Consider the following 16,886-nt stretch of genomic DNA (forward strand, 5'->3'; position numbering starts at 1 on the left):
CCCCACCGCTGCGACTAGCGAACAAGTTCGCAAGTCTCTCTGCCTCCCCCATCAAGGGGGAGGCGTTTGGGCATCAGGCCGGGTAGGCCCAAGTCGTCTCGCGGGCGAAATTCTCCGCCGCGAAATCCCAGTTCAGCAGTTCGTCGACCACGGCATCGACATAGGCCGGGCGCAGATTCTTGCGGTCGATATAATAGGCATGTTCCCACACATCGATCACGACCAGCGGCTTGATGCCGGTGGTGAGTTCGGTGCCCGCGTCATGCGTGTCGGTGACCGACAGCGTGCCTTCGCGCGAGACGAGCCATGCCCAGCCCGACGCGAAATGATTGACGGCGGTTTCCTTGAGCTTCTTTTTCAGGTCGTCCAGCGAACCGAAATCGCGCTCGATCGCGGCGAGCAGGTCGCCTTCGGGCGCGGTCTTGGTCGGGCTCAGGCTTTCCCAATAGAAAGCGTGGTTCCACGACTGGGCGGCGTTGTTGAACAGGCCCTTGTTGCCCGCGCCTTCGGCGTGGTGAACGATTTCCTCGAGCGACTTGTCGGCGAGTTCCGTGCCTTCGATCGCCGCATTGACCTTGTCGACATAGGTCTTGTGATGCTTGCCATGATGGGTCGCGAGCGTGTCGGCCGAAATATGCGGCGCCAGCGCGTCCTGAGCATAAGGCAGGGGAGGATGGGCGATCGTCATGGCAGTCTTCCTTTTTTATGAATTCCGGCCCTTAACTCGGGACGCACCCCGGCGGTTGCAACCCCGGAGCGCGGAATTTTTGCGGTTATTTTTCAGCTCACCATGGCCAGGAGCGTCGCGATACGGTCGGCCTCCTCCGCCGGCTTGTCGCGGCGGATGCGTGCGATACGCGGGAAACGCATCGCAAGGCCCGACTTGTGGCGCTTTGACGCATGGATCGAATCGAAGGCGACTTCGAGCACCAGCGACTTTTCGACCTCGCGCACCGGGCCGAAGCGGTTCAGCGTGTGGTCGCGGACGAATTTGTCGAGCCATTTCAACTCCTCGTCGGTGAAGCCCGAATAGGCTTTGCCGACGGGGAGCAACTCGCCCGCCTCGTTCCAGCAGCCGAAGGTGTAATCGGAATAGAAGCTCGCGCGGCGGCCGTTTCCGCGCTGTGCGTACATCATCACGCAGTCGGCGGTGAGCGGGTCGCGCTTCCATTTATACCAGAGGCCGGCGCGGCGGCCTGCCACATAAGGGGCATCGCGGCGCTTGAGCATCACCCCCTCGATCGCCGCATCGCGCGCACCGGCGCGGCGTTCGGCGAGGTCGTCCCAATCCTTCGCCTCGATCAGCTGCGACAGGTCGAAATGGCTGTCGGCGAGACGCGGGACAAAGGCCTCCAACTGCCGTCGCCGTTCGGTCCAAGGCAGGCCGCGCAGGTCGTTGCCGTCGAGGCCAAGCAGATCATAGACGCGGACGAAGGCCGGATAATCGGCGAGCATTTTCTTCGACACCGTCTTGCGCCCGAGCCTTTGCTGGAGCGCGTTGAAGCTGGCAGCTTGGCCGCCCTGCGCTTCGCCGCGCACGAGCAGTTCGCCGTCGATCACCGCATCCTGGTCGAACGCCGCGACAAGTTCGGGAAAAGCGCCGCTGATCTCTTCGCCGCCGCGGCTGTATATCCGCGTTTCGCCGCCACCATGGACGATCTGGACGCGGATGCCGTCCCATTTCCATTCAGCGGCATAATCGGCGAGGTCGACGCTTTCCTCCTCGAGCGGATGCGCGAGCATGAAGGGGCGGAAGAAGGCGACATGCTTGAGGTCGGGGCGTTCGGCCCGCCCCTCGCCCCATGCGAACAGCGGTGCATAGGGCGGCGGAATCGCGTGCCACAGTTCCTCGACATCGTCGACGGGGACGTCGAAGGCCTGTGCGAACGCCTGTTTCGCGAGCCGCGCCGAAACACCGACGCGCATGCCGCCAAGCGCGAGCTTGAGCAGCGCATAGCGGCCGTCGGCGTCGAGCCGGTCGAGCAGCGACGCGACGGCGGCGGGGGCGTCGCTGCGGCTGGCGGAGGCTAGCGCATCGACCGCCGCCGCAACGCTGAGATCGTCTTTCGGCCCCGGAGCATCGGGCCAGAGCAGCGCCGCCGTCTCCGCCGTATCGCCGACAAAATGCCGCGACAGGCGAAACAATTCCTCATCGACGCGGGTCGCGAGCAATGCCCGCACCATCGCCGATTTCACCGCCGGGAAATCGAGGCTTTCGGTCAGCGCCGCGATCGCCCAGCCGCGATCGGGATCGGGGGTGTGCTTCAAATAGTCGGCGATCAGCGCAAGCTTCGTATTGCGCGAGCGGGTGTAGACGAGCCGGTCGATCAGGGCCGCGAAGCGCTTCACGCCTCCTCCTCCCCACCCTCATCTTCAACGTCGCGCCCGACGAGGTGCAGCGCGCGCGCCTTGCGCTGGGTAAGTTCGCACCAGCGCAGGAGGCCTTCTTCGCTGCCATGGGTGATCCAGCTTTCCCTAGGATTCACCTCCGCGATCGTCGTCGTCAGCTCGTCCCAGTCGGCATGGTCGGAAATCACCAGCGGCAGCTCGACCATGCGTTGCCGTGCGCGCTGGCGGACGCGCATCCAGCCCGACGCCATCGCGGTCACCGGATCGGGCAGCCGCCGCGACCAGCGATCCCCCAGCGCCGACGGCGGCGCGATCACGACCTGCCCCGCCATTTCGGCCTTGTCGGTTTCCGAAACGAGCCGCAGCTCGCCGAGGTCGACGCCATGCGCGGCATATAGTTCGCACATTTTTTCGAGCGCGCCGTGGATATAGATGGGCGCATCCCATCCCGCCGCGCGGAGTTCCGCCATCACCCGCTGTGCCTTGCCCAGCGCATAGGCGCCGACGAGGACAGAGCGATCGGGCTCGGCGCGCAATGCGGCGATCAGCTTGGCAATCTCGTCACCCGTCGGCGGATGGCGGAACACCGGGAGGCCGAATGTCGCCTCGGTGATGAATATGTCGCACGGCACGACCTCGAACGGCGCGCAGGTCGGGTCGGGCCGCCGTTTGTAATCGCCGGTGATGACGATCCGCTCGCCCGCATATTCCATCAAGATCTGCGCGCTTCCCAGCACATGGCCTGCGGCGTGAAAGCTGAAGCGCACCCCGCCGCGCTCGAAACCGCCACCATAGGGAAAGGCCTGATTATGACTCGCCTCGACATCGACGCCATAGCGCAGCGCCATGATCGCCAGCGTCTCGGGCGTCGCGAACACCGCCCCATGCCCGCTGCGCGCATGATCGGCATGGCCGTGAGTGACCGCCGCGCGTTCGACCGGACGCGACGGGTCGATCCACAGGTCGGCGGGCCGGACATAAAGCCCGTGCGGATGCGGTTCGAGCCAATGGCCGGTTTTCGCCATCAGCCGCCGCCTGCCGGTAACGCCGTCGTCATCCTGATCATCTCGTCCGCATAGCATATCGAACAAAGAAGGAACAAATTTCCGATCGGGCTATGCTTCGCGCCATTTGGCGGGCAGCGCGATTTCGCACACCAGTCCGGTCGGTTCCCAATGACGCGCGATCGAGCCGCCCAGATTGTTGCGCACGCTGCGTTCCATCAGCAGCGTGCCGAAACTGGTCCGGTCGGGAGGTCCCACCAGCCCCGGCGTCCCGGTTTCGGTCCAGGTCAGCCGGAACATCCGCGCCTCCTCGCCCTCTGCATCCTGCGACCAGTTCACCTCGACCTGCCCCGTGTCGCTGATCAGCGCGCCATGCTTGACCGCGTTGGTCGCCAGTTCGTTGAACACCAGCGCCATCGCGACCAGCGCATTTTCGGGAAGCAGCAGATCGGGGCCCGACCAGCGGATGCGCGGGAACGCCGCCTGCACCTCGCGCATCAGCGCATGCATCGACCCCGTCATGAAATTGGCGCCAAGCAGCACATTTTGCGCGCGGTTGAGCGCGTCGAGACGGCTGCTGATCCGCTCGACATAATCGTCGACGTCGCGCGCCGCGTGGCGGGTAAGCGAGATGATCGCGCTGACCGTCGCGAACAGGTTGCGCATCCGGTGATGCAATTCGCGCATCAGCAGATTGGCGTTTTCCTGCCGGCTTTTCTGTTCGGTGATATCGACGTTGATCCCGGTCAGCATCGCATCGTTCGACCGCACATCCCAGTCGCCGCGCCCGGCGATCCAGCGTACCCCGCGTTCGGGGTGGATGATGCGATATTCGGTCGCATAGGGGGTCCCGTTCGCGATCGATTCGCCCAGCACGTCGGCCACTCCGGCGCGGTCGTCGGCGTGGACGCGGGCGAGGAAACCGTGGACGTCCGCAAGTGCAGTTTCGAAATCCGCGCCCCACAGATCGGCGACCGCGCCGCGCCAGCTCAGCGCCTCGGTCCGGGGATCGACCTGCCACGTCGCAATCCCCGAAAAATCGAGTGCGCGTTCGAGCATGCGGCGCGCATCGTCGCGCTCGGCCGCGGTGCGGCGCAGATCGGCCTCCGCCATGATGATCGCCGCGAAATCGCCCAGCCGCGCGAGTTCATGATCGGTCAGCGCCGGTCGTACCTTGCGGTCGATGATACACAGCGTCCCCAGGATCGCGCCATTATAGGCACGCAGCGGCATCCCGGCGTAAAAACGGATGTGCGGATCGCCCGTGACCAGCGGATTGTCCTGAAAACGCGGATCGCCGGCGACGTCGGTGACGACCAACGGCTCGCCGTCGGCCAGCACATATTGGCAAAAACTGATTTCGCGCGGGGTTTCGGGGACATCGAGGCCATGCGCCGACTTGAACCACTGACGGCAATCGTCGACCAGCGACACCAGCGCGATCGGCGCGTCGAACAGGTCGGCAACCAGCTTGGTCACCCGGTCGAAAGCGGGTTCGGGGGCGGTATCCAAAATGCGGTATTCGCGCAGGGTCGCGAGCCGCAAGCTTTCGGTCTGCGCTGCAGTGCTGTCGCCGCCGTCCGCCAAGTCCCGCCCCTCATTCGATCGCGATGCGGCTGCATCTTCGTTCATTCGGGGCCGCTGTGCCACGAATATGGCTCCTGCAAAAGCATCCTCGCCGGTATACAGAGAAACTGTTCCATTCCACTCGCTTACACTGGCGTCATCGCGTCCCGGCTGACTCTACGCACCGGAGCGTGACAAGTTGCAGTCATTGCACGCGCTTTGACGGCGCGAGGGGGAACCGACCTGCGCGGGGGGCGTATGAAGAAAGATCAAAGGGAGGAATTGCATGCCACTGGGTGAAGAAATTCGCGGACATCTGCCCTTTCTGCGCCGATATGCGCGCGCGCTGACCGGCAGTCAGCAACATGGCGACAATTTCGTTCATACGACGCTGGAAGTCATCGTCGCCGCCCCCGACGAATTTTACATGGGCGGCACGACCGGCAACGACACGCGGATCGACCTTTACCGCCATTTCCACCGCATCTGGGAAAGCGCCTATATCGACGATGGCGAGGGTAGCGACGATGGCGAAGATCCGATCGTCCGCGCCGCCAATCGTCAGCTTGCACGGATCACCCCCTTGGGGCGGCAGATATTGCTGCTCACCGCGCTGGAAGGCTTTACGGTCGACGAAGCCGCGACCGTCACCGGCACCAATGCCGCGACCGTCGAGGCCCTGCTTGCCGAAGCGGTCGGCGATCTCGACCGCGAGGCGCCGACATCGGTGCTGATCATCGAGGATGAGCCGCTGATCGCCATGGAACTCGAACAGATTGTGTGCGCGCTGGGCCATACGGTCGCGGGGATCGCAACCACCCATGAAGATGCCGTCGCGGCATTTGCGGCGACCGACGCCGGGCTTGTCCTCGCAGACATCCAGCTGGCCGACGGGTCGTCCGGAATCGATGCGGTCGAGGAGATACTGGCGCTGGCCCCGGTCCCGGCGATCTTCATCACCGCCTTTCCCGAAAGGCTGCTCACCGGTCATCGGGTCGAGCCGACCTTCCTGATTTCCAAGCCGTTCCGCGAAAACACCGTTCGCGCGGCGATCAGCCAGAGCCTGATGTTCACCCCGCAACTGGCGGCGTGATTCGAATCGCGGGCGGCGGGTTCCGGCCCCCGCCCGGCTTTCGCCGAAAACAGAGCTAGTCCCCGCTGGGGCCGTTCGCGGTCAATTCGTCGATATCGTGCATGATCGCGGCAAAAGCCTCGCTGGCCGGTGAGATGTCGCCGCTGCGCAGCGGCATCGTTCCGCTGTCCAATATCGTCTGCAGCGCGAGGCGCCCGCGCGACACGCGGCTTTTCATCGTCCCGATCGCGCAGCCGCAAATCTCTGCGCCCTCTTCGTAACTCAGCCCGCCGGCCCCGATCAGCACCAGCGCCTCGCGCTGATCGACCGGCAGCATCAACAGCGCGCGCTGCACATCGGCGAGGTGCAGGCTGTCGTCCTGATCGTCGGGAGCGACCAGCAGCCGTTCGGCCGCCTGCTCGTCATATTCGGCGGTGAATTTCTTGCGGCGCATCTGCGACAGGAAGCAATTGCGCAAGATGACGAAGGCCCAGCTCTTCATGCTCGATGGCCCCGGCACATATTGCGCGCGCGCCTTCCATGCCTTCAGCATCGTTTCCTGGACGAGATCATCGGCAAGATCGGCATTGCCGCACAGGCTGCGACCAAAGGCGCGCAAGTGCGGCAACATGGCCGCCAATTCGCGCTTGAAACTGTCATCGTCGAGGGGTTGAGGCACTAAATCGCTGATAAACTGACCTTTATTGCAATATCATTGTCTTGGACATGACACAGGCTTAGCGCCTTGCTCGGCCGATGCAAAGCCTAAGCGCAAATCGGCACGAACCGCCGCCACTGTGCCCTGCCCGCAACACCCCGTCGCAAAATTAAAGATGGGCGGGAACTTGCGCCGTCCTGTGTCGTTGCTTCGACATGGCAACCCACGGCAACAACAGGATCAACGGTAAGGAAGCGCTCCACGCGACGACCGACGCACCGCGCCGGACGCGGGGCAGCTTTCCCGGAACCGGCGGCGATCAGTGGCACCGGACGCTGACCGGACGGCAATCGCCCGAGCCGGTGAGCGCCAAGCTGCGCATGATCTATGGCAATATCGTTGCCGAAAAGCTGCCCGACAATATGCTCGACCTTCTGTCCCAGCTCGATCAGAAAAGCCCGAAGCAGTAATGACCCGTATGACCGCTGCGTCCCAGGAGGAGGCTGACACCAGCCTCTCCGACAGCGAATTCAAGACGCTCCTCGCCAACGTCATCCCCCATTTGCGCGCCTATGGCCGCAGCCTGTCGGGCAACCCCGACCTGGCCGACGATCTGACGCAGGACACGATGGTCAAGGCATGGGCGTCGCGCGACCGTTTCGAGCGCGGAACCTCGATCAAGGCATGGACCTTCGTCATCCTGCGCAACACCTTTCTGTCGCAGATGCGCCGCAACAAATTTCGCGGCGAATATGACGAGGGCGTTGTCGAACGGACGCTGGCGACCCCGGCAAGCCAGGAAGACAGCGGCGAAATGGCCGATTTGCAGCGCGGTCTGATGGAATTGCCCCAGGACCAGCGCGAGGCGTTGATCCTCGTCGGCGCGGGCGGCATGTCCTATGAAGAAGCCGCACAAATTTGCGATTGCGCGCTGGGCACGATGAAAAGCCGGGTGTCGCGCGCGCGCGCCGCGCTGGAAGATATTATGACGGGCGGGCAATTTTCGCAGAAGCGCGCCGACGCGACGCCCGCGAGCGAGGCCATGGACGCGATCATGGACAGCGTCGAGGCGATCACCGCAAGACGGGAAGCGGAGAGCCGCTAATCCCGCCGCCCTGCCTTCGGCGGGGCGACGACATGTCTCGACTTTGCCACGCCACCGCGCCAAAATGACGCATCCTTCCCCAGCAAAGCGAATTCACCGATGACGAAGATCCCTGCCCTCGCGCTTTCCGCCGCAATGGTCGTCGCCGCCTGTTCGGCGGGCACGACGAGCAGCAACGCCGCCCCCGCCGACACCGCGAAACTCGATGCGTCGGGCGCACATCCAGCCGCCCCGGTCGCCAACGCGCCCTTCACGATGCAGGAAATCGCCCGCTTCAAGGAGCCTTGGGCGATGGCCTTCATCCCCGGCACCCCCCTTGCGCTCATCACCGAACGGGCGGGCAAGCTGAAACTGTGGGAGGAAGGCGGCGCGGTGCTTGACGTCGCGGGCGTGCCGAGCGTCGCTTATGGCGGTCAGGGCGGCTTTGGCGACGTGATCCTCGCGCCCGACTTTGCGACCAGCGGCCATATCTATCTGAGCTGGGTCGAGGCGGGCGATGGCGGCACCTTTGGCGCCGTGGTTGCGCGCGCGAAGCTGGAACAGGGCGCAGCGCCGAAACTCACCGGCCTCCAGACGATCTGGACGCAGAGCCCCAAGGTCACCGGGCGCGGCCATTTCTCGCACCGCCTCGCCTTTTCCCCCGACGGCAAATATCTGTTCATCGGATCGGGCGAGCGGCAGAAGTTCGACCCCGCGCAGGATATGAACGCCAATCTCGGCAAGATCCTGCGCCTGAATCCCGACGGCAGCATTCCCGCCGACAATCCTTTTGCCGATCGGGGCGGGGTCACCGCGCAAATCTGGTCGCTCGGCCACCGCAACATCCTTGGCCTCGCCTTCGACGGCACCGGAAAATTGTGGAACCAGGAAATGGGGCCGAAGGGCGGCGACGAGGTCAATCTGGTCGAGGCGAAGGCCAATTACGGCTATCCGATCGTGTCGAACGGTGACCATTATGATGGCAAGGATATTCCCGACCATTCGACGCGCCCCGAATTTGCGGCGCCGAAACTGTGGTGGAACCCGTCGGTCTCGCCCGGCGGGCTCGTCTGGTACGGCGGCGACGTCTATCCGGGCTGGAAGAACAGCCTGCTGATGGGGGCGCTGTCGGGCGAAGGGCTGGTGCGGATGGCCGTGGACGGCGACACGCTCCACAAGTCGGACCGCTGGGACCTTGGCACCCGCATCCGCGAGGTCGAGGTGCGCGAAGACGGCACCGTCTGGCTGCTCACCGACGGCGAGGACGGCAAGCTGGTGAAGCTGGTACCGAAGAAATAGCCGGTCTCCGGCGAAAGCCGGGACCCGCCTTTCGCCGGGGGACAGCAATGACTATATCCCCTCCATGATCCGCAGCTTCCTCTCCCGTCGCAGCGAATGGCCCGCGCGCATCCCCGATCCCGACGCCGCGCCGCCGCTGAAGCTGCTGTGGAGCGAGATCGGCGGGTTTGCCCGCGCGATTGCCGGACGCATCCGGCCGATGCCGCCCGAGCCCAATCCCGACAGCGATCACCCCCCGGTGATGGTGCTTCCGGGATTTCTGTCGGGCGACTGGGCGACGAAGGCGCTGCGCGCGGACCTGCGCCGATCGGGCTTTCGCTGCTATGCCTGGGGCCTTGGTTTCAACCGCGGCGCGACCCCCGACATCATCGAGCGCATCGACACCCGCGTCCAGTGGATCATCGACCGTACCGGCCACGCCCCGGCGCTGGTCGGATGGAGCCTCGGCGGGATTTACGCGCGCGAATATGCCAAGCACCACCCCGGCAAGGTCGCGCGCGTCGTCACCCTGGGTTCGCCCTTTTCCGGATCGCGCCGCGCCAATCGGGCGTGGCGGCTTTATCACCTTGTCGCGCGCCACCCGGTCGACAATCCGCCGATCGACTTTCACCCCGCGCCGCGCCCCGAAATGCCGACCTTCGCGCTGTGGTCGAAGCATGACGGGGTGGTCGCGGTGAACAGCGCGCGCGGGGGAGCGCATGAAAGCGACCGGCAGGTCGAGGTCGACTGCGGCCATATGGGCTTTGCCTATGCCCCCAATTCGGTGACGGCGATCGTCAAGGCGCTGACCGAAGAGGTGGCGCGGGCGGACTGACGCTCAGCACACGTCGATGCGATACGCCGGCGCGGCGCGCCACGACAGCAGCATCCGCCCCGGACGTCGCCCCGCCAGCCCCGTCGGCACGAAACCGATCCGCCGCAGCAGGGCGCGCGAGCGATCATTCTCCGGACGGCATTCGGCGACGATCGAACAGCCGGGCCGCGACGCGACGAGCGTGTCGATCACCGCGCGCACCGCCTCGGTCGCGATGCCGCGACCGCGTGCCCGCGCGGCGAACCAATATCCGATCTCATATTCCTCCCCTGCGCGGCGATGGACGCCGATCACCCCGTTGAGTTCGGCGCCGCTGGGATCGCGCACCGCGTGAAAGACGTCGCCGCCGCCCGACCGGGCGATCAGCGCGCGGGCATCGGCCTCTGTGAACGGGGTGGGCAGGAAATGGACCTGCGCGGTCACCGATTCGTCGGTGATCTCGGCGAGTGCGCGCGCATCATCGGCGTGCAACGGCGCGATGCGGCAATTTTCGGTCGACAGGGCAAGCAATGTATCGGTCATGTCGCGTCTTCTTCAAAAGCGCACGCCGTGACCGGGGGTAAGTGGTGTGATGATGACCATTCGCCTGTCCGAACACGGCGGCGATGGTCATAAGGTGATGCCATGCCGCTCCTATGTAAAGGAGCGCCAATACGCCTTGAATCGATTGGATCGGTCGTTGGTCATCGTGGGCGGACCTATCAGCGACGGTGGCCGCGATCAAGCCCCCGCTTGACGATGCGATTTCACGCACTATATAAAGTTACATGAAACGAGACAGCCGACTTTCGGGCGTACTCCACCTGCTGCTCCATATGGCAGAGCGGGATGCGCCGATGACATCCGAACAGCTTGCGAAAGCGATGCAGACCCACGCGGTGGTCGTCCGCCGTATCCTCGGCGGGCTGCGCGAGGCGGGCTTCGTCCATAGCGAGAAGGGGCATGGCGGCGGCTGGACGATCGCACGCGACCTTTCGACCATCACGATGCGCGACATTTACGATGCGATCGGACGCCCGGCGCTGATGGCGATGGGCAACCGCACCGAGGCGCCCGGCTGCCTCGTCGAACAGGCGGTCAACGCCGCGCTCGACACCAGTTTTCGCGACGCCGAAGCGCTGCTTCTGACCCGCTTCGGCGAGGTGACGATCGCCGAGCTGGCCGCCGATTTCCACGCGCGCATGGCCGCACGATTCCCCTCCCCCACCCCGCAGGAGCATATCCATGGCTGAAGGCGCCCAACATTTTCTCGACAGTTTCAAGGACCCCGAAGCGGTCGCGCGCTATACTGAAGGGCCGCGGCGTTTCGTCCCCGGCCTCGACGGCCTCCACCGGATGACCGGACTTTTGCTGGCCGAGCGCGTCCCGCGCGATGCCCATATCCTCGTCCTCGGCGCGGGCGGCGGCAGCGAGCTGAAGGCGATGGCACAGGCATATCCCGGCTGGCGCTTTACCGGCGTCGACCCGGCAGGCCCGATGCTCGACCTTGCCGCCGATGTGATGGGCCCCGACGCGCCCCGCGCCGAGCTGATCGAAGGCTATATCGACGACGCCCCCGCCGGCCCGTTCGACGGCGCGACCTGCCTCCTGACCCTCCATTTCCTCGATACCGAAGAACGCATTCGCACCGCCGCCGAAATCCGTAAACGGTTGAAACCCGGCGCGCCCTTCGTCGCCGCGCACGGCAGTTTTCCGCAAGGACCGGACGAGCGCGACCGCTGGCTGGACCGCTACGCGGCCTTTGCCATCGCCTCGGGCGGCGATCCCGACCAGGTCGCCAAAGGCCGCGAGGCCGTCGCCACCCATGTCGCCATGCTGAGCCCCGAGGCCGACATCGAAGTGCTGCGCGCCGCGGGTTTCACAGGGGTCGAACAATTCTACGCCGCCTTCACTTGGCGCGGATGGGTGGGTTATGCCTGACGGCGGGTAAGGAGCGGAAGCTGCGGTGGATCCCGGATCAAGTCCGGGATGACGAAGTGGGAATGGCAGCTAGCGACCGTTAGAAGACGTTAACCGCTGGGATTTATCCCGTTTGTCGAAGCACGTTCGAAACGGGGAGGTAAAATGACGCTGGATCGTAGAGAAGCCATCGCGCTAGCGTCAGGCCTCGTGGCCCTATCGGCTATACCAGATCGCGCGGTAGCCTGTGCCTCCATAACACTTCCTTTCTCAGTAGCTGGGAAAGATCGCGAGAGAATGTCCCATAAGTTTGAAGCTTTGCGGCAACATTGGAACGACGGCTCCATCGAAGAATTCGTTCGCAAACATTGCGCTCCGCGCGTCAATCTCGATATCCGAAGTGACGTTATGGGAGAGCGCTGGGGAAACGCAAACACACTCGGTCTTTTCCACGAACGCTTCCCCGAAATAGTCGGAGATTTTAGTGGCCTGATGTTCGACCCGCTCCAGCCCATCCTATATTCCATGGCTGTTTTCAACGCTGGGCCAAATCCTCCTCCTTACTCTCCTAGCGATCTCCGCTGTGGGAGATCGGATTTTCCCCCATCCTTCGTCGTCGCCATGAGTTTCAAATTCGACCTAAGCGCCGAGGGGAGCACGCTTGGCGGCGGAGATAATATCGTCACCGCGCTTACGTTCCGGGCAAGCTTGGATTTCGATCAGAGTTTTTACCGCACCACATAACAGGCGACCGCTTCCCACCCCATTCCCGATATTCGCTGTCGATCCGGCGCGGATTACCGCTAACGACCGGTTGCGCTCATTGCGCGCCGGCTCGACCTCGAATGTCGCTCCAATATTCGTCGTGAACGTCAGGGTCGATTTCCACCGACATAGAACTGGATGGATATAGCCGGTCTTGGCCATCTTTTCGGGGGCCGGAGATCCAAAAGTGATCGCCTGTGTCGGCGTCGAAATAGTTGGCCTTAAATCCGTCACCACCCAGTCGTTGAAAGGTGCGACCTCCGTAATAGATCGACTGGCCAGTTTTTGAATAAGTCACCCGGCCGATTCTTGCTGGCCCATTGAGACCTTCCGACTTGTCTTCGATGTACATTATCCGCGTTTTCTTGGCGCTCATTGTATGAAGCCTCCTTGGGCCAGAGACTTACCAATCCTATGGCGGCTTTCCATCCCGTTTCGGTTGATCACAGCCGATCCGGCTTGATGGCCTAAAACGACCGACAGCAGCCGAACACTTCCCGTCACCCCGGGCTTGACCCGGAGCCTGCCTTGCCTTTGCAAGGTCGAGGGGGAGGAAGGCGGGTCCCGGGTCAAGCCCGGGATGACGAAAGGAGGGAGCGACAGATTCCCACCCCATAGCCAACATCAGCCCTCGAACCTTATCTCCACCGACGGCGCGCTCCGTTCATGCGCGCCATGATAGACCGCCTCGATATTATTCCCGTCGGGATCGAGCAGGAACGCGGCGTAATAGCCCGGATGATAGGGCCGTTCGCCCGGCGCGCCATTGTCGCGGCCGCCCGCGGCCAGCCCCGCCTTGTGAAAGGCGTCGACCGCTGCCCGGTCTGCCGCCTGGAACGCCAGATGGTGCCGGCCGGTCAGCTTGCCGAGCGCGGCTTCGCTATCGGCGGTCGAGACGAACAGTTCGTCGGCCCAGAAATAATCCTCGGCCTCGCCGCCGATCGGCACCTTCAGTACTTCGAACAGCGCGCCGTAAAAGGCGCGGCTCGCCTTCAGGTCGGCGACCACCAGCTGGATATGATCGATCAAACGGCCGCGATGCAGCATTTGCGTTTCCATCCGCTTCACTCCTTTTTGACGCCCGCCTGCCGCCCTCGAAAACCCGCCCGGCGCGGATATGGTTCCGCGCTTTGCGCCGCCCGGATTCATCGCCCCCTCTTGCGCACAGGATTTTTACAACATATTGCGCAATATATTGTACGAATCATCCGACAGGCAGAAACCCGATGAAAAACAAGCGCTGGCCCCTCCTCCTGACCGTCACCACTCTTTGGCTGGTGCCGGTCGCCGCAGCGCAGGAAGCGCCGCTCTCCGCCGCCGACAAGCGCGCCGTCGTCGATCAGCTCGGCCAGACGCTCGAAGCCAATTATGTCTTTCCCGACAAGGCGAAGACGATCGCCGCGACGCTGCGCCGCCACCTCGATGCCGGCGATTATGATGCCGCGCCCGACCAGCGCGCGCTCGCACGCGCGTTGACCGACGATCTGATCGAGGCGAGCAACGATCTGCATTTCGCCTTGGGGGTCGATCCGGCATGGGTCGCCGACTATGCCGCGCGGCAGGACCCCGCGCGCGTCGCGGCATTGCGCGAAGACGACCGGCGCGAGGAGGCCCGGCAGAATTTCGGCTTTGCCGGCCTGCGCCTTCTGGACGGCAACATCGCCTATATCGACCTCAGGCATTTCGCCGACCCCGAACTTGGCTATGATGCCGCCGCAGCGGCGATGCGCTTTATCGAGAATGGCGACGCGGTGATCTATGACCTGCGCTATAATAATGGCGGCCATCTGGAGATGGCGCAATTGCTGGCGAGCCAGCTCTTTCCCGGCGACAAGGATCAGGAGCTGTTCGATTATTATTACAACCTCGACGGCCGCCGCGTCGAACGCGGCCAATGGGTCCTCCCCGCGCTTCCGGCGAAACGCCTGACCGGAAAGCCAGTCTATATCCTGACCGGATCGACCAGCTTTTCGGCGGCCGAATGGTTCGCCTACACGCTGAAGAAGCTGGGCCGCGCCACACTGGTGGGCGAACGCACCGCAGGCGGCGCGCATCCGGTCGACCGCAAGCCCGTCGGAACCGACTTCTTCCTTCAGGTACCGATCGGCCAGATTCGCGATCCCGTCGATCGCGGCGATTTCGAGGGACAGGGCGTCACGCCCGACCACCCGATGCCGTCCGCCGACGCACTGGCCGCCGCGCATCGCCTCGCGCTGGCCGACCTTGCCAAAACCGATCCTGCCAAACGCGCCGACGCCGACTGGTTCGCTCCCGAACTCGCCGCGCGCCCGCAGCCGTCCGCCGCCGCGCTCAAGGCGATCGCCGGCCGCTACGAAGGGCGGCGCGTCGACCTTGTCGACGGAAAACTCCTCTATACCTGGCGCGAACGCTTCCGGCTGGCGCTTGAACCGCTCGCTGGCGATTTGCTGGCAGTCGAAGGCGTGCGCGATTTCCGCTTCCGCGTCGTTCGCAAAGGCGGCAAGGTCACCGCGCTCGAACGCATCGACCGCGACGGAACAACCCAGACCTATGCCCGCATCGACTGATCTCGACGACATCTCGTTCCTCGGCCGCCTCAGCGAAGCGCTGAGCCAGCGGATCGAGGAACAGACGCGCCCGCTGTTCGACGATATGGGAATTACCGTCCCTGTCCGCTCCTGCTCCCTGCTCGCCGCGCTGGAGGCGGCAGGTGAAGCCACGGCAGCCGAGCTCGCCCGCGCGCTCGGCCAGTCGCATCAGCTGGTGATCCAGAAATGCCCGGCGCTGCTGCGCCTCGGCGTCATCACACAGCACGCCGACCCCGCCGATGCGCGGCGCAAGATTTTCCGGCTGACCGCCGAGGGGCGCAGGCAACAGGACCGGATCGAGGCCTATAGTGTCCGGATTTCGGAGGTATATCGCGACCTCTTCGACGAAGTCGGCGACGTCCATAGCGCGATATTGAAGGCGCTGAACGCGCTCGCCGACAAGCCGCTGGCCAAACGCTTCAAGACATAGTCAGAGCGGCCGGACCATCACCAGCGCGTCGACGAAGCCGTCCGCCGGGTGCGCAAACGCGCCCGGCAGGCGGCCGACCACGTCGAACCCCAGCGACTGCCACAGCCCGACCGCACGGACGTTGGTGCTCACGACGAAATTGAACTGAATGGCGCGAAAGCCGCCCCGCTTTGCATGGTCGATCGAATGGAGGCACATCGCCCGCGCGATTCCGCGCCCGGTCGACCGGGCTCCGGTCATATAGCCCGCATTGCAGACATGACGGCCGCCGCCCGCCTGATTGGCGCGCAAATTATAGGTACCGAGAACAACACCGTCTTCCTCCGCGACGAACACCTCCTTGTCCGACCCGAACCAGTAGGCGAGCGCGTCGGTCTCGCTCATATCACGATCGAGCGCATAGGTTTCGCCCGCGCGGATCACCGGTTCTAGGATGGCCCAGATCGCGGGGGCGTCGTCGGCGCGCGCAGGCCGGATCCGCAACGATACGGTCATGCCGCTTCGATCGCGCGCTGCATCAGATATGAGCCCGGCCCATAGGGTTCGGCCCCGGCATAATCGAACCCCTGTCGGTGCCAATAGCTGTCGGCGCCCTGAATCGCGACGAGCCGCACGTCGCGGCAGCCTTCGGCCTGTGCCTGATGCACGACGAAGGCGGTTGCCGTGGCCCCGGCCCCGGTTCCGCGCGCCGCAGGCAGCAAGGCGATGTCGTGGAGATAATAGCTGTCCGACGCCGGAATCGCCGCCATCCGCACTCCGAGCTTTGGCGGCGCCGCATCGCGCGGCCAGGGGTGGCTGATCAGATAGCCCAGCGCCTCGCCATCGCGTTCAAGGATCGCGCAGCCCGCGGGATAATGCGCGAGGCGGTCGGCAAAGGTTTCCAGCGGCTCCGTAAACTCGCCGTGAACCACATCGGAAATGCGGACGACGGTCGGCAGATCATCCGCGCGCATCGGCCGCCACGCGCCCGCGCCGCTCATTTCGCATCGCCGAGGAACGGCGCGACCACGTCAGCGGTCACGCGGAGCGGCCGGCCGCTTGCCTTGTCGAGCAACGCCCACACCGTTCGCGCGCGGACATGGACTTTGCCGTCAGCGCCGGTGAATTCCATATGGCGGTCGAACTTCGCGCCCTGCGGCTTGTCGGCGACCCATGTGCGCGCGGTGACGCTTTCGCCGGGGCCGAGCGCGCGCAGATAGTCGATCTCGTGCCGCACCACGACCCAGATATAGGCGTCCTTGTGGCTCTGCGGCGCCGCGGCGTCCCAATGGCCGGTCGCGACCTGCTGGATCCACTGGACCCAGACGGCATTGTTGACATGGCCGAGCTCGTCGATCGCATCGGGGGTGGCGGTGAGCTGGAGGGTAAATTCTTTCATC

General features: G+C 64.4%; 21 protein-coding genes. 10 read left to right on the forward strand and 11 right to left on the reverse strand.

Annotated features, from left to right (window positions below):
• Positions 1 to 73: 73 nt before the first annotated feature.
• The 4 genes from ACSYDV_RS02225 to ACSYDV_RS02240 form a co-directional block, all read right to left on the reverse strand.
• Entirely contained in the window at positions 74 to 688 is a 615-nt protein-coding gene (locus ACSYDV_RS02225; RefSeq protein ID WP_438322104.1) for a superoxide dismutase, read from the reverse strand.
• A gap of 92 nt (positions 689 to 780) precedes the next feature.
• Entirely contained in the window at positions 781 to 2,349 is a 1,569-nt protein-coding gene (locus ACSYDV_RS02230; RefSeq protein WP_438322105.1) for a cisplatin damage response ATP-dependent DNA ligase, read from the reverse strand.
• On the reverse strand, positions 2,346 to 3,374 hold the full coding sequence (locus ACSYDV_RS02235; protein ID WP_438322106.1) for a ligase-associated DNA damage response exonuclease: 1,029 nt from the start codon (positions 3,372 to 3,374) through the stop codon (positions 2,346 to 2,348). The genes ACSYDV_RS02230 and ACSYDV_RS02235 overlap by 4 nt, the downstream gene beginning before the upstream one ends.
• Before the next feature lie 90 nt (positions 3,375 to 3,464).
• Complete coding sequence (locus ACSYDV_RS02240; protein ID WP_438322107.1) at positions 3,465 to 4,985, reverse strand: sensor histidine kinase; 1,521 nt, start codon at positions 4,983 to 4,985, stop codon at positions 3,465 to 3,467.
• 220 nt (positions 4,986 to 5,205) lie between these two features.
• Here ACSYDV_RS02240 and ACSYDV_RS02245 point away from each other — a divergent pair, with 220 nt between their 5' ends.
• Complete coding sequence (locus ACSYDV_RS02245) at positions 5,206 to 6,012, forward strand: response regulator (RefSeq protein ID WP_438322108.1); 807 nt, start codon at positions 5,206 to 5,208, stop codon at positions 6,010 to 6,012.
• A gap of 55 nt (positions 6,013 to 6,067) precedes the next feature.
• Here ACSYDV_RS02245 and ACSYDV_RS02250 read toward each other — a convergent pair whose 3' ends face one another.
• A complete protein-coding gene (locus ACSYDV_RS02250) occupies positions 6,068 to 6,670 on the reverse strand; it encodes a sigma-70 family RNA polymerase sigma factor (protein ID WP_438322109.1) in 603 nt (200 codons plus the stop codon).
• A 194-nt stretch (positions 6,671 to 6,864) separates the two neighbouring features.
• Between ACSYDV_RS02250 and ACSYDV_RS02255 the strand changes: the two genes are divergently transcribed.
• The 4 genes from ACSYDV_RS02255 (at position 6,865) to ACSYDV_RS02270 (ending at position 9,846) form a co-directional block, all read left to right on the forward strand.
• Entirely contained in the window at positions 6,865 to 7,119 is a 255-nt protein-coding gene (locus tag ACSYDV_RS02255; RefSeq protein WP_438322110.1) for a NepR family anti-sigma factor, read from the forward strand.
• Positions 7,119 to 7,754: a sigma-70 family RNA polymerase sigma factor gene (locus ACSYDV_RS02260; protein WP_438322111.1), complete on the forward strand. Its 636-nt coding sequence runs from the start codon at positions 7,119 to 7,121 to the stop codon at positions 7,752 to 7,754. Before ACSYDV_RS02255 ends, ACSYDV_RS02260 begins: the two co-directional genes overlap by 1 nt.
• 99 nt (positions 7,755 to 7,853) lie before the next feature.
• Positions 7,854 to 9,032: a PQQ-dependent sugar dehydrogenase gene (locus tag ACSYDV_RS02265; protein ID WP_438322112.1), complete on the forward strand. Its 1,179-nt coding sequence runs from the start codon at positions 7,854 to 7,856 to the stop codon at positions 9,030 to 9,032.
• A 64-nt stretch (positions 9,033 to 9,096) separates the two neighbouring features.
• Complete coding sequence (locus ACSYDV_RS02270; protein ID WP_438322114.1) at positions 9,097 to 9,846, forward strand: alpha/beta hydrolase family protein; 750 nt, start codon at positions 9,097 to 9,099, stop codon at positions 9,844 to 9,846.
• A gap of 3 nt (positions 9,847 to 9,849) precedes the next feature.
• Here the strand turns inward: ACSYDV_RS02270 and ACSYDV_RS02275 are convergent, their stop codons facing one another.
• Positions 9,850 to 10,368, reverse strand: coding sequence for a GNAT family N-acetyltransferase (locus tag ACSYDV_RS02275; RefSeq protein ID WP_438322115.1), 519 nt, complete (start codon positions 10,366 to 10,368; stop codon positions 9,850 to 9,852).
• 245 nt (positions 10,369 to 10,613) lie between these two features.
• Between ACSYDV_RS02275 and ACSYDV_RS02280 the strand changes: the two genes are divergently transcribed.
• The 3 genes from ACSYDV_RS02280 (at position 10,614) to ACSYDV_RS02290 (ending at position 12,489) form a co-directional block, all read left to right on the forward strand.
• Positions 10,614 to 11,078 (forward strand): RrF2 family transcriptional regulator, encoded by a 465-nt coding sequence (locus ACSYDV_RS02280; RefSeq protein ID WP_438322116.1) that lies wholly within the window; start codon positions 10,614 to 10,616, stop codon positions 11,076 to 11,078.
• Positions 11,071 to 11,766, forward strand: coding sequence for a class I SAM-dependent methyltransferase (locus ACSYDV_RS02285; RefSeq protein ID WP_438322117.1), 696 nt, complete (start codon positions 11,071 to 11,073; stop codon positions 11,764 to 11,766). Before ACSYDV_RS02280 ends, ACSYDV_RS02285 begins: the two co-directional genes overlap by 8 nt.
• Positions 11,767 to 12,042: 276 nt before the next feature.
• Entirely contained in the window at positions 12,043 to 12,489 is a 447-nt protein-coding gene (locus ACSYDV_RS02290) for a hypothetical protein (RefSeq protein WP_438322118.1), read from the forward strand.
• A 76-nt stretch (positions 12,490 to 12,565) separates the two neighbouring features.
• Here the strand turns inward: ACSYDV_RS02290 and ACSYDV_RS02295 are convergent, their stop codons facing one another.
• Positions 12,566 to 12,886 carry a 1-deoxy-D-xylulose-5-phosphate synthase gene (locus ACSYDV_RS02295; RefSeq protein WP_438322119.1) on the reverse strand — a complete coding sequence of 107 codons (321 nt, stop codon included), beginning with the start codon at positions 12,884 to 12,886 and terminating at the stop codon, positions 12,566 to 12,568.
• Between the two features lie 248 nt (positions 12,887 to 13,134).
• A complete protein-coding gene (locus ACSYDV_RS02300) occupies positions 13,135 to 13,569 on the reverse strand; it encodes a VOC family protein (RefSeq protein WP_438322120.1) in 435 nt (144 codons plus the stop codon).
• Positions 13,570 to 13,736: 167 nt separating this feature from the next.
• Between ACSYDV_RS02300 and ACSYDV_RS02305 the strand changes: the two genes are divergently transcribed.
• Both ACSYDV_RS02305 and ACSYDV_RS02310 read left to right on the forward strand, forming a co-directional pair.
• On the forward strand, positions 13,737 to 15,056 hold the full coding sequence (locus ACSYDV_RS02305) for a S41 family peptidase (protein ID WP_438322121.1): 1,320 nt from the start codon (positions 13,737 to 13,739) through the stop codon (positions 15,054 to 15,056).
• A complete protein-coding gene (locus ACSYDV_RS02310) occupies positions 15,040 to 15,507 on the forward strand; it encodes a MarR family transcriptional regulator (RefSeq protein ID WP_438322122.1) in 468 nt (155 codons plus the stop codon). Before ACSYDV_RS02305 ends, ACSYDV_RS02310 begins: the two co-directional genes overlap by 17 nt.
• Here the strand turns inward: ACSYDV_RS02310 and ACSYDV_RS02315 are convergent, their stop codons facing one another.
• The 3 genes from ACSYDV_RS02315 to ACSYDV_RS02325 are packed head-to-tail and all read right to left on the reverse strand — an operon-like array spanning position 15,508 to position 16,885.
• Positions 15,508 to 16,002 (reverse strand): GNAT family N-acetyltransferase, encoded by a 495-nt coding sequence (locus ACSYDV_RS02315; protein ID WP_438322123.1) that lies wholly within the window; start codon positions 16,000 to 16,002, stop codon positions 15,508 to 15,510.
• A complete protein-coding gene (locus ACSYDV_RS02320; protein ID WP_438322124.1) occupies positions 15,999 to 16,487 on the reverse strand; it encodes a GNAT family N-acetyltransferase in 489 nt (162 codons plus the stop codon). The genes ACSYDV_RS02315 and ACSYDV_RS02320 overlap by 4 nt, the downstream gene beginning before the upstream one ends.
• Positions 16,484 to 16,885, reverse strand: coding sequence for an acyl-CoA thioesterase (locus ACSYDV_RS02325; protein ID WP_438322125.1), 402 nt, complete (start codon positions 16,883 to 16,885; stop codon positions 16,484 to 16,486). Before ACSYDV_RS02325 ends, ACSYDV_RS02320 begins: the two co-directional genes overlap by 4 nt.
• Position 16,886 lies beyond the last annotated feature (1 nt).

Source organism: Sphingopyxis selenitireducens (genome assembly GCF_051550705.1).
Lineage (GTDB): Bacteria > Pseudomonadota > Alphaproteobacteria > Sphingomonadales > Sphingomonadaceae > Sphingopyxis.

Excerpts from the sequence above, each read along its gene's own strand:
- ACSYDV_RS02255 (WP_438322110.1), top strand. The coding sequence starts at position 6,865 with ATGGCAACCCACGGCAACAACAGGATCAACGGTAAGGAAGCGCTCCAC.
- ACSYDV_RS02245 (WP_438322108.1), top strand. The coding sequence starts at position 5,206 with ATGCCACTGGGTGAAGAAATTCGCGGACATCTGCCCTTTCTGCGCCGA.
- ACSYDV_RS02235 (WP_438322106.1), bottom strand. The coding sequence starts at position 3,374 with ATGGCGAAAACCGGCCATTGGCTCGAACCGCATCCGCACGGGCTTTAT.
- ACSYDV_RS02265 (WP_438322112.1), top strand. The coding sequence starts at position 7,854 with ATGACGAAGATCCCTGCCCTCGCGCTTTCCGCCGCAATGGTCGTCGCC.
- ACSYDV_RS02325 (WP_438322125.1), bottom strand. The coding sequence starts at position 16,885 with ATGAAAGAATTTACCCTCCAGCTCACCGCCACCCCCGATGCGATCGAC.
- ACSYDV_RS02315 (WP_438322123.1), bottom strand. The coding sequence starts at position 16,002 with ATGACCGTATCGTTGCGGATCCGGCCTGCGCGCGCCGACGACGCCCCC.
- ACSYDV_RS02270 (WP_438322114.1), top strand. The coding sequence starts at position 9,097 with ATGATCCGCAGCTTCCTCTCCCGTCGCAGCGAATGGCCCGCGCGCATC.
- ACSYDV_RS02260 (WP_438322111.1), top strand. The coding sequence starts at position 7,119 with ATGACCCGTATGACCGCTGCGTCCCAGGAGGAGGCTGACACCAGCCTC.
- ACSYDV_RS02275 (WP_438322115.1), bottom strand. The coding sequence starts at position 10,368 with ATGACCGATACATTGCTTGCCCTGTCGACCGAAAATTGCCGCATCGCG.
- ACSYDV_RS02290 (WP_438322118.1), top strand. The coding sequence starts at position 12,043 with ATGTCCCATAAGTTTGAAGCTTTGCGGCAACATTGGAACGACGGCTCC.
- ACSYDV_RS02305 (WP_438322121.1), top strand. The coding sequence starts at position 13,737 with ATGAAAAACAAGCGCTGGCCCCTCCTCCTGACCGTCACCACTCTTTGG.
- ACSYDV_RS02225 (WP_438322104.1), bottom strand. The coding sequence starts at position 688 with ATGACGATCGCCCATCCTCCCCTGCCTTATGCTCAGGACGCGCTGGCG.
- ACSYDV_RS02240 (WP_438322107.1), bottom strand. The coding sequence starts at position 4,985 with ATGAACGAAGATGCAGCCGCATCGCGATCGAATGAGGGGCGGGACTTG.
- ACSYDV_RS02320 (WP_438322124.1), bottom strand. The coding sequence starts at position 16,487 with ATGAGCGGCGCGGGCGCGTGGCGGCCGATGCGCGCGGATGATCTGCCG.
- ACSYDV_RS02310 (WP_438322122.1), top strand. The coding sequence starts at position 15,040 with ATGCCCGCATCGACTGATCTCGACGACATCTCGTTCCTCGGCCGCCTC.
- ACSYDV_RS02295 (WP_438322119.1), bottom strand. The coding sequence starts at position 12,886 with ATGAGCGCCAAGAAAACGCGGATAATGTACATCGAAGACAAGTCGGAA.
- ACSYDV_RS02285 (WP_438322117.1), top strand. The coding sequence starts at position 11,071 with ATGGCTGAAGGCGCCCAACATTTTCTCGACAGTTTCAAGGACCCCGAA.
- ACSYDV_RS02280 (WP_438322116.1), top strand. The coding sequence starts at position 10,614 with ATGAAACGAGACAGCCGACTTTCGGGCGTACTCCACCTGCTGCTCCAT.
- ACSYDV_RS02300 (WP_438322120.1), bottom strand. The coding sequence starts at position 13,569 with ATGGAAACGCAAATGCTGCATCGCGGCCGTTTGATCGATCATATCCAG.